Origin of the sequence: Photobacterium sp. J15, assembly GCF_963870815.1 — a bacterium.
In the GTDB taxonomy this organism is placed as follows: Bacteria; Pseudomonadota; Gammaproteobacteria; order Enterobacterales; family Vibrionaceae; genus Photobacterium; species Photobacterium marinum.
The window spans coordinates 603,259-616,876 of the sequence record NZ_CAWMUI010000002.1; the positions used below are offsets into that span (position 1 = coordinate 603,259).

Annotated in this window: 11 protein-coding genes; 4 read left to right on the forward strand and 7 right to left on the reverse strand. The window is 47.7% G+C overall.

What is annotated here, in order from left to right; genetic code table 11:
- Position 1: 1 nt before the first annotated feature.
- A complete protein-coding gene (hypB, locus tag AACQ93_RS19585) occupies positions 2-1,012 on the forward strand; it encodes a hydrogenase nickel incorporation protein HypB (protein ID WP_064607977.1) in 1,011 nt (336 codons plus the stop codon).
- A 124-nt stretch (positions 1,013-1,136) separates the two neighbouring features.
- On the forward strand, positions 1,137-1,337 hold the full coding sequence (locus AACQ93_RS19590; RefSeq protein WP_007469676.1) for a YtxH domain-containing protein: 201 nt from the start codon (positions 1,137-1,139) through the stop codon (positions 1,335-1,337).
- A gap of 92 nt (positions 1,338-1,429) precedes the next feature.
- Here the strand turns inward: AACQ93_RS19590 and sstT are convergent, their stop codons facing one another.
- The 7 genes from sstT to AACQ93_RS19625 all read right to left on the reverse strand — a co-directional run bounded on the left by sstT (position 1,430) and on the right by AACQ93_RS19625 (position 10,052).
- Positions 1,430-2,677 carry a serine/threonine transporter SstT gene (gene sstT, locus AACQ93_RS19595; RefSeq protein WP_064607979.1) on the reverse strand — a complete coding sequence of 416 codons (1,248 nt, stop codon included), beginning with the start codon at positions 2,675-2,677 and terminating at the stop codon, positions 1,430-1,432.
- Positions 2,678-2,963: 286 nt separating this feature from the next.
- Entirely contained in the window at positions 2,964-4,691 is a 1,728-nt protein-coding gene (locus AACQ93_RS19600) for a BatD family protein (RefSeq protein WP_084419342.1), read from the reverse strand.
- A 7-nt stretch (positions 4,692-4,698) separates the two neighbouring features.
- A complete protein-coding gene (locus AACQ93_RS19605; protein WP_064607980.1) occupies positions 4,699-6,663 on the reverse strand; it encodes a vWA domain-containing protein in 1,965 nt (654 codons plus the stop codon).
- A complete protein-coding gene (locus AACQ93_RS19610) occupies positions 6,656-7,621 on the reverse strand; it encodes a vWA domain-containing protein (protein ID WP_064607982.1) in 966 nt (321 codons plus the stop codon). The genes AACQ93_RS19605 and AACQ93_RS19610 overlap by 8 nt, the downstream gene beginning before the upstream one ends.
- Positions 7,614-8,165: a DUF4381 domain-containing protein gene (locus tag AACQ93_RS19615; protein ID WP_064607984.1), complete on the reverse strand. Its 552-nt coding sequence runs from the start codon at positions 8,163-8,165 to the stop codon at positions 7,614-7,616. Before AACQ93_RS19615 ends, AACQ93_RS19610 begins: the two co-directional genes overlap by 8 nt.
- A complete protein-coding gene (locus AACQ93_RS19620; RefSeq protein ID WP_007466282.1) occupies positions 8,158-9,099 on the reverse strand; it encodes a DUF58 domain-containing protein in 942 nt (313 codons plus the stop codon). Before AACQ93_RS19620 ends, AACQ93_RS19615 begins: the two co-directional genes overlap by 8 nt.
- Positions 9,096-10,052, reverse strand: a complete 957-nt coding sequence (locus tag AACQ93_RS19625; RefSeq protein WP_007466280.1) for an AAA family ATPase — start codon at positions 10,050-10,052, stop codon at positions 9,096-9,098. Before AACQ93_RS19625 ends, AACQ93_RS19620 begins: the two co-directional genes overlap by 4 nt.
- 431 nt (positions 10,053-10,483) lie before the next feature.
- Between AACQ93_RS19625 and urtA the strand changes: the two genes are divergently transcribed.
- Both urtA and urtB read left to right on the forward strand, forming a co-directional pair.
- Positions 10,484-11,773: an urea ABC transporter substrate-binding protein gene (urtA, locus tag AACQ93_RS19630; protein ID WP_064607986.1), complete on the forward strand. Its 1,290-nt coding sequence runs from the start codon at positions 10,484-10,486 to the stop codon at positions 11,771-11,773.
- Positions 11,774-12,021: 248 nt separating this feature from the next.
- Positions 12,022-13,617: an urea ABC transporter permease subunit UrtB gene (gene urtB / locus AACQ93_RS19635; protein WP_369808753.1), complete on the forward strand. Its 1,596-nt coding sequence runs from the start codon at positions 12,022-12,024 to the stop codon at positions 13,615-13,617.
- Position 13,618 lies beyond the last annotated feature (1 nt).

Genomic DNA, 13,618 nt, shown 5'->3' on the forward strand with positions numbered 1-13,618 from the left:
TATGTGTAATGTCTGCGGTTGCGGTGACAGTCATATCGAGGGGCACCACCACAGTCACGGTGACGATCATCATCATGATACAGCTCACCATCATCAACACCCGCATGTTGCGCCTGAAACACAGCAACCAGTGGTGATTCATCACCATTATTACCATCAGGGCGATGTTCACCATCATGTTCATTATGATGCTAGCAGTGCAGCATCTTTACCTTCTTCAACGCATAACCATGAACACGAAGTACACCATGTTCATGGTGATCATCATCAGCCGGAAAAAATGCAGCATGGCGATTTGCATTATGGAAAAGGCGAAGCTCAGGTTCATGTCGCCGGTGTGTCGCAGCGCCAGTTGCTGACACTTGAACAGGACATTCTGGGTAATAACAACCATCAGGCTGCACATAACAGGGATTATTTCAGTGCTGGCGGTCAGTTGGTGTTGAATCTGGTTTCTAGTCCGGGGTCAGGTAAAACTACTTTACTGACAGAAACCATTCAGTTGCTGAAAAATGATCATTTGTGTGCAGTTATCGAAGGGGATCAGCAAACCAGTAATGATGCTGATCGGATTCGTGCAACCGGAGTTCCGGCTGTTCAGGTTAATACCGGAAAAGGCTGTCACCTTGATGCTCAGATGGTCCATGATGCTTGTCATCAGTTGGATCTTCAGGAGTCGGGAATTGTCTTCATTGAGAATGTCGGCAATTTGGTTTGTCCTGCCAGCTTTGATTTAGGTGAAGATAGTAAGGTGGTTATTCTGTCTGTAACCGAAGGGGAAGATAAGCCGCTGAAGTATCCGAATATGTTTGCAGCATCTTCACTGATGATCATTAATAAAACGGATCTTTTGCCTTACGTCGATTTTGATATTGAACGCTGTATCGAGAATGCCCGTAAGGTTAATCCGAATATTCAGGTCATTAAGTTATCGGTGAAGAACGGCGAGGGAATGGAGGCCTGGACCAGTTGGTTAAAAGGTCTGCTGGCTGAGAAAGTGTCACGCCTTTAATCACACAATACGTTAATTTAAAGCACGTTTGCCGACGTTTGGTATTTTTCTGTGGAATTTTTATGAGCCTGCCCCGGCAAGCTGATATAATCAAAATGTTGGTTATATACAGGTAGTAAAACTCATGATGAAGTACATTATGTTGGCTTTGGTGGGCGTTGGTATTTATATTGGCGTTACATATAAAGACCAAATTGAAGATTTGACAGATTCTCGCTCAATGGAAGAGGTTCATGATGCATTTGAGGATGCTACTGACCAAGCTTCAGATGTGGCAAGTGATTTGAGTGAAAAGTTCGAAGAGCTGAAATCAAAGGCTCAGTAACAGCTAATTAGCGGGAACAAAAGAGATAATAAAAGAGGCAGCCAGTTGGCTGCCTCTTTGTTATTTGCGATGTGTGTGCTTGCTTATATTCTTTATGATTGCTGCGCCACTTCAGACGCTTCCATCTTTGCTTCCGCTGCCTTACATGCGGCTGCTGTGAAGATAACGTCTGTTGAACTGTTCAGTGCTGTTTCCGCAGAATCCTGAATCACACCGATAATGAAGCCAACAGCAACAACCTGCATTGCAACGTCATTCGAGATACCGAACAGGCTACATGCCAGAGGGATAAGCAGTAGTGAACCGCCGGCAACACCTGATGCGCCACATGCAGATACAGCCGCTACAACACTCAGCAGTACAGCTGTTGCCATATCAACCTGAATACCCAGTGTGTGTACCGCAGCAAGAGTCAGCACTGTGATAGTGATTGCCGCACCACCCATGTTGATGGTTGCACCCAGAGGGATAGATACAGAGTAAGTATCTTCGTGCAGATCCAGGTTTTTACATAGCTGCATGTTAACCGGAATATTTGCAGCAGAGCTACGAGTGAAGAAAGCAGTGATACCACTTTCACGCAGGCAGCGCAGTACCAGCGGGTATGGGTTTTCTTTGGTTTTGTAGAAAACAATCAGCGGGTTAACAACCAGTGCGATAATAAGCATTGAGCCCAGCAGAACGGCCAGCAGGTGGGCATAACCAGCAATAGCGGCAAAACCGGTTGCCGCGAAAGTGTTAGCAACAAGACCAAAGATACCGATAGGAGCCAGACGGATAACGAAGCGAACGATCATAGTGATGCCGTTAGAAACGTCATGGAAAACCTGCTTAGTAGCATCACTTGCCTGGTGCAGTGCGAAGCCCAGGGCGATAGCCCATGCCAGGATACCGATGAAGTTACCAGTCATCAGAGCGTTAACCGGGTTATCAACGATCTTGAACAGTAGGGTATTGATTACTTCAGTAATGCCTTCCGGTGGAGTGGCACTCGTTGCGCTTGCTACCAGAGTCAGAGTGGTTGGGAAAAGGAAACTCATGATAACAGCTGTCAGGGCAGCCATCAGTGTACCGAACAGGTACAGAACGATGATTGGCTTCATATTGGTATGAGCGCCTTTCTTCTGATTTGCAATAGAAGAGGCTACCAGGATAAATACCAGGATCGGCGCTACGGCTTTAAGGGCGCTAACGAAAAGGCCACCAAGAAAACCGACTTTGATTGCTGATTCCGGTGCGACAGACGCAAAGAGGATACCGGCGATGATACCAACGAGAATCTGGACAACCAGACTTCCGTTAGCAACTCGGGCTAAAAAGGGTTGTTGTGCTTGGTTCATACTAATTCCTGTATAAATTTATTATATGGTTGAAGCATTATATTTTACTCACAGAATTGTTTTTAACAGGAACGTTGTAATTTTTCCACTATTCTTTTAATAAACTTTAAATTTACAAGTCTTTAACGTGATTTTTCTCTGTTTGAGGGCGGCGCTTTAAATATGGGGCTTTTGCAGAGTGGCACGTTAACAATGAATAACAAGCAGGAAAGGAAAAATGTTAAGAAAAAGCTCGCGTTAGGTGCGAGCTTTAATTTTTAAGGATAGGCAGGGCGAATAACTGTAATTATCTTTCAGGAACCAGCGGAGCCAGTGCCTGATTTTCTGAAATTACTTTATTCTTTGCTGGTTTGTTCTTTTTCAGTGAACGAAGCAGGTTTATCAGCTCTTTACTGTCCCATTGCTCAGGCTCTTTTCCAAAGTGCGCATTCATCATTGCGGTGACTTGTTGGTGAAGTGCTTCCTGCTGAGGATGTTCCGGATTACTCTCAGCCCATTGCTTGTAATAGGTATGAACTTTAATCGGCTCCTTAGCTTCTGCGGCTTGCTTCATCCCGGTAAGAGGAGTAGGAGGAACTATTTTTTGTCCGCTGCCAGGCACAATCACATGCTGTTTTGAGAATCGGGCTTTCAGCCACAGAACCGTAGTGAACAGCCATAACGCGGCAAACAAAGCTGTCAGCCACGGCCAGAAGCCTGCATCTGTGACTACCTGTGTGATCACCTGAGGTTCAACCGGAGCCGTTGGTTGATCCTGTGGTACGGGAACAGAGTTGCTGACAGACGGCAGGACAATATTATTGGTGTTATCACCAGGCAGAACGTTGAGTTCCCTCCCTGCAATCTTACTGGTTTCCTGTTTATCAGTTTGAGTATTCCACCAGTTCACAGCCAAAGGAGGAAGTGATAGTTTGCCTTCAGAGCGTGGGATGATCACTTGTTTAAGGGTCATCACCGTATAATCCCCTTCATTGCCGTAAACCGGTTTTTCATCATAGACCTTCACCGAATTCGGGTAGGGCAGTGTCAGGTTCGGCATGTTGCTCTGTTCAGCATTTTTGATACGCAGGCTGATTATACGGGTCAGAGGTTCACCGACTTTCAGCTCAGCGCCAGCCGGTTGCCAGTTTTGCTCAAGTTGAAGATCTTCGGTCGGGATCCACAGACCCTGATAACCAGCAGGTTTGCCTTTGACGGAAAGGGTAATGTCCTCTGGTTGCTGAGTGACAGGAACCTGCAAACGGGAGCCAAAACCACGGCCACCTTTGATCACACTGCCGTTGAATTCAGCTCCCTTAAGGGTAATTGAGCCTGCTTTGGTCGGCGTGATTTGGTAGTCACGCATAATGATCACATAGCGGCGACCGTTCAGAACGGTCTCTGTCTGGCGATCATCACCTATTTGCCTCACTTCAAGCCCGTCACCGGAAGGTGGAGCCAGAGAAGCCTGGCTCATTTGTTCACCAATGCGCAGCCGAACTTTGTAGCGGAAACTCTCTCCGACGTAGAGTTGCTTTTTGTCCAGGTCGGCATCAAGTCGGATAGCTGGCTGGTTAAGTGGTTTCGAGCTGGTTGTACTGCTTTTCATTGAGGTGATGACAATCGGCTCGGTTGTTGTTGCACCGATACGGAAACTCGGGATAGTGAAGTCACCAATCTCTTTCGCTGCGATGGCAACCCGCCATTGTGTGTTGCGGGTAACCACGCCATTGATCATAGATGTGTTACTGCTGACGTTTGGCGTACCATAGATAAAGTCTTTATCCAGTGGTGAAAGGTCTAATGCGTTGCTGCTGACGCTGTCATCAATAGCAACAGTCAGCTGGAACACTTCGTTAACGGCAACGATATTTTTTGACACTGTGGCCACTGCTTGTGCTGCCTGAGCCCACGAGGGCATCATTATGGCTGATACCATAACCAGTATGCTGTAGATAATCCCTTTATTGATGCCTGAGCAGGCCCGGCGAAAGTTGCCGATAAGTGGGATGCTGTTGTTCTTCATCATATCCATTTATGTCTTACCATGAATTCTCAGTCGCTTGCGGAGCGTCTTTCTGACGTGCCTGAAGGATCAATTGGGCACGAATCAACTCACTGGTGTCATCAGGCACCTGTTCTAGCTTTTTCAGTACAGGGTCGCTGGCTGACAGTGAGTTGTGTTGCTCCTTACTGTTAACAGCCACAGGTTCAGCTTCCTCCGGCTGTTTGCCGTTATCTTTGTTGTCAGTTTGCTGGCGGCTTAAGGATTGCTCCTTATCCGCTTCACTCTGTTTACTGTCTTTATTCTGTGCCTGTTGATTATTATCCTGCTGTTGCTCGCCAGACTCTTGCTGTTCACTATTTTTGCTGTCAGCATTCTGCTGATTCTGCTGATTCTGCTGATTCTGCTGATTCTGCTGATTCTGCTGATTCTGCTGATTCTGCTGATTCTGCTGATTCTGCTGATTCTGCTGATTCTGCTGATTCTGCTGATTCTGCTGATTCTGCTGATTCTGCTGATTCTGCTGATTCTGAGACTTCTTGCTGTTTTGCTGAGAATCTGAAGATTGATTTTGGTCAGAATTTTTATTCAGATCAGACTGCTGTTGCTGTTGCTGTTGCTGTTGCTGTTGCTGTTGCTGTTGCTGTTGCTGTTGCTGTTGCTGTTGCTGTTGCTGTTGCTCTAGTGCTTTTTTTACAATCTCCAGATTCTTTTGGGCATCCTTGTGGCCAGCATCTTCATCCAGCACTGACTGATAGCTGTCAATGGCATCCTGGAGTTTGCCTGCGAAGGCATAGGCATTACCTAAGTTATAGCGCGATGTGATGTCCTTCTGCTGGCTGAAATACTCAATCGCCTGCTCGTATTGTCCGGCTTTATACAGAGCTGCACCTTTCCATCGCGGAGACATAAACTGCTCTGCTGCAGCTTCATAGTCCTTCTGCTGAAAAGCCTTATAAGCCAGTTGATTGTCGTTCAGCCATGGTGATGCAAAGGCATCATCAACAGGCATAACAATCAGCAGGGCTGCGATGATTACCCCTCGACGAAAACCGAACAGTGACAAAATCACTAAAGGGATCAGCAACCAGAAGCCATTATTAATCCGTTCTTCCAGTTCTTTGTTTTTGTGCTTATTGGCACCTTCTTGAGGTTTGGAAGTTGCAGCTATCAGTTTTTCAACATCACGGTTGGTCGGTTGTAGCAGCTGCAGCTGTCCACCGGTCTGGTTTACTAGGCTTAGTAGGTTATCCAGATCAACTTTAGCAACCACAGTTTTACCAGAGCTGTCCGTTAATAGTCGGCCATCCGGCATTTGTACCGGCGCACCCTGGCGTGTTCCGACTGCCAGAACAGAAACCCGGTAGCTTGTGCTGTCGAGCAGATACTGGGCTTCACGGGTCTCTTTCTTAGTCAGGCCATCTGTGACCAGGATGATATCGCCACGCTGATGACCAGCCTGTTTGAGCAGGTTAATCGCTTCCTTAACCCCGGCGGCGGCATTGCTGCCCTGAATCGGCATGATATCCGGAGAAAGATAAGGGATCAGGTTCGCCAGGGTACTGCTGTCTTCTGTTAGTGGGCTAACCACATAACCGTCAGCTGCGTATGTTACGAGTCCTGTACTGCCTTCCTGCCAACCGGGAAGCAGGTCCATCGCTTTATAGCGCGCCTGGGTCAGGCGGTTAGGTGCGATGTCTGTGGCATACATTGAGCGGGACATATCCATCACCAGCACTCTTGCTCCGCTGATGCTGTAAGCGGGCAGGGTGGTTTTCTGCCAGCTTGGCCCGGCCAGAGCGATGACGGTAAGCAGCCAGGCTGCACCCAGAAACGGAATAAAGGTATTGCTTGTTTGCTGGTGGCTAAGGCCGAGCTTTTCTGCCAGATGAGGCGCGATAAGGCCGCTTTTGCGTTGAGTCATCCTTAGCCATGGCAACAATAATCCCAGCGGGAGCGTAGCCAGCAGCCAGAGAGGGTGAAGAAAAGTAAAATCAGCCATGTCGTCTCCTTAGCAGTACGATAGCTACTGAAAGCAGCAATGTGAGAGCCAAAGGAAAACGGAACAGCTCCTGACGTGGACGCCAGGTTTGCTGAGCGGTGTTAATTGGTTCCATTTGATCGATTAATTGATAAATATTTTCAAGTTCCTGCGGATTTCTGGCGCGGAAATACTGACCGCCAGTCATTTCAGCAATTTTGGTTAGTGTTCTTTCATCCAGATCCTGCGACGGATTCACTGTTCGGGTGGAGAAGAATGTTCTTTGCTCCATTTCTTCTGCCCCAATACCGACGGTATAGATGGTGACATCACTTCGGGTGGCAAGTTCTGCCGCTTCAATCGGGTCGATGACACCGGCAGTATTGGCCCCGTCACTAAGCAGGATAATTACTCGCTGTTTAGCATCACTGTCGATAAAGGTTTTGGTTGCTACACCTAAGCCTTCGCCGATGGCGGTACTTTGTCCGATAAGCCCCAGTACAGTGCGGCCCAGTTGCTCCTGAACTGTATTGCGGTCAAAAGTCAGCGGTGTTTGCAGGTAACCGTGGTTGGCAAACAACACCAGGCCAAGGCGATCACCTTGTCGGCGGGCGATAAAGTCATTCAATACCTGTTTTACTGCCGTGAGGCGATCAACAGATTGTCCGCCGGATGTGATCATATCCTCAATCGACATGGAACCGGATAAGTCTACTGCCAGCATCATGTCGCGGTGATCCGGGTTAATCTCTACCGGATCGCCATACCATACCGGGCGGGCGAGGGCGGCAATTAACGACAGCCATGCAATAGCCATGAGTCCTTTTCGCCAGCGAGTATCCGGCTGTTGTGTGCCGATACCGTCAGGCAATTTAGGTAGACGGATAGCTACAGGCTGAACAACGGGTTTTGTGAAGCGGTAAATAAGCAAAGGCAGTGGTAACAGCAACCATGCCCAGAGCCAGAAAAACTCAAACATCAGAGGCCTCCTTGCTATGCTGGTTGGTGTGATGACTGTTTTGCAGACGGATTTCCTGGCTGGCAGGAAGCTTGGCTTTTTTCAGCCAGATTGAAGCTTGCTTATAGCACTGACTGAAAGTTGAACGCTCAAGTCCCTGAGGTGAGAAAATGCCGCGCTGCCACTCTTCAGAAATTGACACAAATCCGCGATGTTTTTCGGCCAGATGACTATCCAGGAATGAAAGCCATTGGTCACCGGTTAAACCGGCCACATTCTTTCTCGGGTAATAGGACATTGCTGTTTGACGAAGAAGCAGGTTGATGTTGCCGAACTGAGCCGGATCGTCGAGATGTCTAAGTTGACGCAATGCTTCTTTTCTCGCGCGTTGCTTAATCCTGTGTTGGCTAACCAGGTAAACCAATACAGCAACGGTAAGCAGAACAGCAAGTATGCAAGCCCACCATCCCCATGCTAGAGGCCAGTAACCGGGTTCCGCAGGCAGGTGGATATCAGCAAGAGGAAGAGAGGCGGCAAAATCTTGAGCTGATGCACTATTAGCCATAATGCTTCTCCTTACCGCCAAGTTGCCAGATCAATGGTTGTGCTGCAGATACCTGATGAAGCGGAATCGCCAGGCTCATCGCCATATCATGGATAAAATCCTGATGGTCAATATATTGCTGGCTGAGCTTTTCGCGGGTCTTTCGGGCCGAGAAATCCAGCCATACAGATTGGTTGCTGTCGGCGACATGCTCTGTGCCTTTGAAGGCTGTTTGACCTTGTTCGAGCGGATCATGGATCTGAACAAACTGGATTCGGTTATGTTGTCGCAACTGGCTCAGTCTTCTTTTATCTGTGTCTTTTAGCTGGTAGAAATCGCTGATAATTACGATTTCACTGCCTTTAGAGCATAAATGGTGAAGATGCTTAATTGCTGCAGAAAAGCTCAGGCTCTGATTAGTTTCGTTGCTGTTCTGATGGGCATCAATCAATGCATTGATCAGACGCAATGCTCCTCGCTGACGGCCAGTCGGCTTGCATTCAATCAGTTTCTCACCGGTGTAAATAACAGCACCAACACGATCCTGTTCGCTGATAGCCAGCCAGCTTAACAGGCTGGCAAAGTGAGCGGCCTGAACCGACTTCAGCAGTAGTTGTGAGCCAAACTTCATGCTGCTGCTGAGATCGACTAGCAACATAACCGGCATTTCCCGTTCTTCAGTGAACAGCTTGGTGTGGGTTTTTCCTGTCCTTGCTGTGACACGCCAGTCAATTGCACGAATATCGTCACCCGGCTGATAAGGACGAACTTCAGAAAAGTTCATCCCGCGCCCTTTTTTCCGGCTCAAATGCTGGCCGTTGAGCTGCGACCACACACTTTGAGCCGGTGGCAGCCAACGAACAGTTTGATTTTTGTATTGCAGCAATTCAGCCAGACACAGGTTTACCCCGTCACTGTGTGACGGCAGGGTAGGTGTCATGGATGTCTCTGTCATGCGCAGGCTACCTGTGCAATCAGCTGGCTTATAATAGTGTCAGCAGAAACACCTTCGGCCTGGGCTTCATAGCTCAGCAGCAAACGGTGGCGCAGCACCGGGTAAGCCATTTGCTGGACATCTTCCGGGGTGACAAAGTCACGGCCGTTCAGCCATGCATGGGCTCGGGCGCAGCGGTCAAGTGCAAGAGTGGCACGCGGGCTGACACCCATTTGTAGCCAGTTAGCAAGCTGATCACTGTAACGCTGAGGCTGACGGGTCGCCATTGTCAGTCGAATAATGTAATGCTCGACTTCTTCTGCCATGTGAATATTCAGTACTTGCTGGCGAGCATTGAAGATCTCTTCTTGGCTGATTTGAACCGGCTCTGCTTTTTCCTCTCCCATTGCTTCGCCACGATTCAGGCGCAGGATTTGTAGCTCGCTATCCGCATCTGGGTAATCAACATTCAATTGCAGCAAGAAACGGTCAAGTTGGGCTTCCGGCAATGGATAAGTACCTTCCTGCTCAATCGGGTTCTGAGTCGCCATTACCAGGAACAGTTTCGGTAGGGAGTAGGTTTTACGGCCTGCGGTAATTTGCTTTTCGGCCATGGCTTCAAGCATCGCTGCCTGAACTTTGGCCGGGGCACGGTTGATTTCGTCAGCAAGAACCAAGGCATTGAAGATAGGGCCCGGCTGGAAAGTAAATTCCCCGGTTTCCGGGCGATAGATATCCGTACCGGTTAAATCCGCCGGAAGCAGATCCGGGGTGAACTGGATACGGTGGAAGCTGCCCTCGATACAATCGGACAGTACTTTGACTGCTCGCGTTTTTGCCAGGCCCGGAGGTCCTTCAACAAGGATGTGGCCATCGGCAAGAAGCGCAATAAGCAACTGTTTAACAAGATCAGGCTGGCCAATAACCTGGCTGTCTAGGTAAGTCTTAAGGTTTTGAAAAGTAGACGTTAGCATAGATTGGCAATGTCCTATAAAAACAAACAGTCAAACGAAAATGATGAAAATTTTGACCTGAAAAAAGTGATAAAGTTCATGTAGTGCGTTTATATGCGCAATGTTTAGCCACACATTCATCATGAAAGATCTTAGCGACGAATTATAGCTTACTCATAGGGTTAGCTTTCAATTGTAATTGCTCGCACCACAATGGATTAAATAAAGACCTCCGCTGACGGGTAGCCTTGTTGTGATGTACCAACATGGTGCACAGCAAGTCAGGCAATGCACCAAAGCTTACTGATAAGTTGCACTGTAATTAACCGTGTTTTTGTTCCATGCATTTATCTTATTGAAATTTAGGGTTTTATTTTGGTTTTAAAAGGTGGCTAAATTTTGGCCTGTTGTTTGCTCTGATGAGAATGATTATTCACAAGGAGCTATACAATATGTCAACCAAGATGTTCAGAAGTACATTAGTCGGTGTTGCTGCATCACTGCTCTTGTCATTTAACGCTGTTGCAGCGAAAGATACGATCAAAGTTGGGGTGTTGCATTCCCTTTCAGGGACAATGGCAATCAGTGAAACAACACTAAAAGACACCATCCTTATGATGGTTGAGGAACAAAATAAAAGAGGAGGGCTGCTGGGTAAAAAGCTTGAAGCTGTTGTTGTTGATCCTGCTTCAAACTGGCCCTTGTTTGCTGAAAAAGCTCGTGAACTGATCGAAAAAGAAAAAGTGGATGTGGTTTTCGGCGGCTGGACATCAGTATCCCGTAAATCAATGCTTCCTGTTTTCGAGGAGCTAAATAGTCTGCTGTTTTATCCTGTTCAGTATGAGGGGGAAGAGTCCTCCAAAAATGTCTTTTATACCGGAGCGGCTCCAAACCAGCAGGCTATCCCTGCCGTTGATTACCTAATGAATGAACTGGAAGTGAAGCGTTGGGTACTTGCTGGAACAGATTATGTTTATCCCCGCACAACCAATAAAATCCTTGAAGCCTACCTTCAGTCAAAAGGTGTCGCCAAGAGCGATATCATGATCAGTTATACGCCTTTCGGTCACTCTGACTGGCAATCCATTGTTTCTGATATCAAAAAGTTTGGTGCTCAAGGCAAGAAAACTGCTGTAGTTTCAACTATTAATGGCGATGCCAATGTACCGTTTTACAAAGAGCTAGGTGCACAGGGGGTATCTGCTGAAGACATCCCGGTTGTTGCGTTTTCCGTTGGAGAGGAAGAGTTGTCAGGGATGGACACTTCTCCCTTGGTGGGTCACCTGGCTGCATGGAACTACTTCATGAGTGTCGATACACAAGCAAACGGCGAGTTTGTAGAAAAATGGCACAAGTTCATAAAAGATGAAAAACGGGTTTCTAACGATCCGATGGAGGCCAGTTATATCGGCTTTAACATGTGGGTAGAAGCCGTTAAAAAGGCAGGCTCTACAGAGTCTGATGCGGTACAGGAAGCGATTATCGGTATTACTGTGCCTAACCTTTCGGGCGGCTACGCAACTATGATGCCGAATCACCATATTACTAAGCCGGTATTGTTGGGTGAGATTCAGGATGACGGTCAGTTCGAAGTGGTGTGGGAAACTGAAGGTGTCGTTGCTGGTGATGCATGGTCTAACTATTTACCGGGCTCAAAGGATCTTTACGCCAGCTGGCTGAAACCTCTTGAATGCGGAAGCTTCAATGTTGTTACCGGTAAGTGTGCCGGAACCAAGAAATAACTGAACCCAATCTCGGCAGGCGTGGGTGCGTCAACGGATGACATCTCCCGCGCCTTGCCAGATTTTATTAGGTGTTCTCGTCTGGACGGGTTTTTCAGCCTGGACAATGGTGAGCACAAGTTTGAGTTTGGGGTAGGTATTTTATGAATATACACAGTTGGCTGACAGTTCGATTGCCAGATAAGTCTTCAACAATATCTCAATTACTGTCTGTAGGTTTGCTGTCGGTTGTTTTGTTCCTGGGTTTAGTGGCTGATTCAATTGCGGCTCCGGTTGTTGGCGATGTGGCCTCTTTTCAGAATGTTGAAAAACAGCTGTCACAACGTAATTTTGCTAAGAAGCAGCAGGCCATTGAATGGTTGGTTTTATCTCGTCACACTTCTGCCGCCAGGATCCTTAATGGATTGCTGGAAGGTCAAATTTATTACCATCGTCAAAGCAAAAGATTATTTCATATTGCTGTTCTTAATATTAATGAGTCGGCATTTCTAATCGAAGACAGTAAAGCAGACAGTGAAAAAGTCCTGATAACCAATCGACGGGATTATAAAAAAGTAAAACTCAATAATCGCCTTCGTTCAGCGGTTCGCCTGGGGTTGGCTCAGCTTGATTTAGCATCGGAAATAGAAAATGTTCGTCTGCGGGCCGCAAAAGATTTACTCGGAAACACATCTGATAGCGTTCAGGCATTGGTGCGGGAAACTTATCAGCTGGAAACATCAGCATCGGTGAAAGAAGTGCTGGCATTGGTCTTGGGTATTTCCGATATCAGCTCTGATGACACGACAGTGCGTATGAAAGCATTACAGGTGCTGAATGGCTCTTTAGAGCCTGCGGCGCAGCTGGCGATGAAAAAAGCATTGGATGCTGAGCTTGCCAGAGAAAACGGTGATGCTGAATTTATCGCCGGGCTCAAGCTTGGCATTGACAGTTATGAGCAAAGCCAGCGGTTGTATAGCTCTGTAGAGACCCTCTATTTTGGGCTTAGCCTTGGTTCTGTGCTGGTGTTAGCCGGAATCGGTCTGGCGATTACCTTCGGCGTTATGGGGGTTATCAACATGGCGCATGGTGAACTCATAATGCTGGGGGCATATACCACTTATGTGATGCAGCAGCTGATGCCTGGCCATACAGGCATGTCGCTGATTCTTTCTATTCCGGCAGCCTTTCTGGTTGCAGGGGCAGTGGGGGTAGCAATTGAGCGGGGAGTGATTCGTTTTCTCTATGGTCGTCCGTTGGAAACGTTACTAGCAACATTCGGTATCAGTCTTATTTTGCAGCAAGCGGTGCGCAGTATTTTTTCTCCTCTTAATCGTTCAGTCTCAACCCCTGATTGGATGAGTGGGATGCTGGAAGTCAATCCCATGCTTTCGCTGACTTATAACCGCCTCTATATCATTTTCTTCTGTCTGCTGGTTTTTGCTGCGCTGGTTTTCATTCTCAAAAAAACATCTTTGGGTCTTCAGGTTCGGGCTGTATCGCAGAACAGAGCTATGGCCCGTGCTATGGGCGTTCGCTCTGAGTGGGTTGATGCGATGACGTTTGGTTTGGGTTCCGGTGTTGCTGGTGTTGCTGGCGTTGCGCTTTCTCAGTTGACTAATGTAGGCCCCAACATGGGGCAGAGTTACATCATCGACTCTTTCATGGTGGTGGTGTTTGGTGGTGTCGGCAATCTGTGGGGAACTCTGGTCGCAGGGCTGAGTCTTGGGATCTTCAATAAAGCTCTCGAACCCTGGGCCGGAGCAGTGTTGGCGAAAATTCTGGTGCTGGTCTTCATTATTCTGTTTATCCAGAAGCGACCTCGCGGATTGTTTCCACAACGTGGTCGGGCAGTGGAGGGTTAGC

Excerpts from the sequence above, each read along its gene's own strand:
- hypB (WP_064607977.1), top strand. The coding sequence starts at position 2 with ATGTGTAATGTCTGCGGTTGCGGTGACAGTCATATCGAGGGGCACCAC.
- sstT (WP_064607979.1), bottom strand. The coding sequence starts at position 2,677 with ATGAACCAAGCACAACAACCCTTTTTAGCCCGAGTTGCTAACGGAAGT.
- AACQ93_RS19620 (WP_007466282.1), bottom strand. The coding sequence starts at position 9,099 with ATGACAGAGACATCCATGACACCTACCCTGCCGTCACACAGTGACGGG.
- AACQ93_RS19590 (WP_007469676.1), top strand. The coding sequence starts at position 1,137 with ATGATGAAGTACATTATGTTGGCTTTGGTGGGCGTTGGTATTTATATT.
- urtA (WP_064607986.1), top strand. The coding sequence starts at position 10,484 with ATGTCAACCAAGATGTTCAGAAGTACATTAGTCGGTGTTGCTGCATCA.
- AACQ93_RS19615 (WP_064607984.1), bottom strand. The coding sequence starts at position 8,165 with ATGGCTAATAGTGCATCAGCTCAAGATTTTGCCGCCTCTCTTCCTCTT.
- AACQ93_RS19610 (WP_064607982.1), bottom strand. The coding sequence starts at position 7,621 with ATGTTTGAGTTTTTCTGGCTCTGGGCATGGTTGCTGTTACCACTGCCT.
- AACQ93_RS19600 (WP_084419342.1), bottom strand. The coding sequence starts at position 4,691 with ATGGATATGATGAAGAACAACAGCATCCCACTTATCGGCAACTTTCGC.
- AACQ93_RS19625 (WP_007466280.1), bottom strand. The coding sequence starts at position 10,052 with ATGCTAACGTCTACTTTTCAAAACCTTAAGACTTACCTAGACAGCCAG.
- AACQ93_RS19605 (WP_064607980.1), bottom strand. The coding sequence starts at position 6,663 with ATGGCTGATTTTACTTTTCTTCACCCTCTCTGGCTGCTGGCTACGCTC.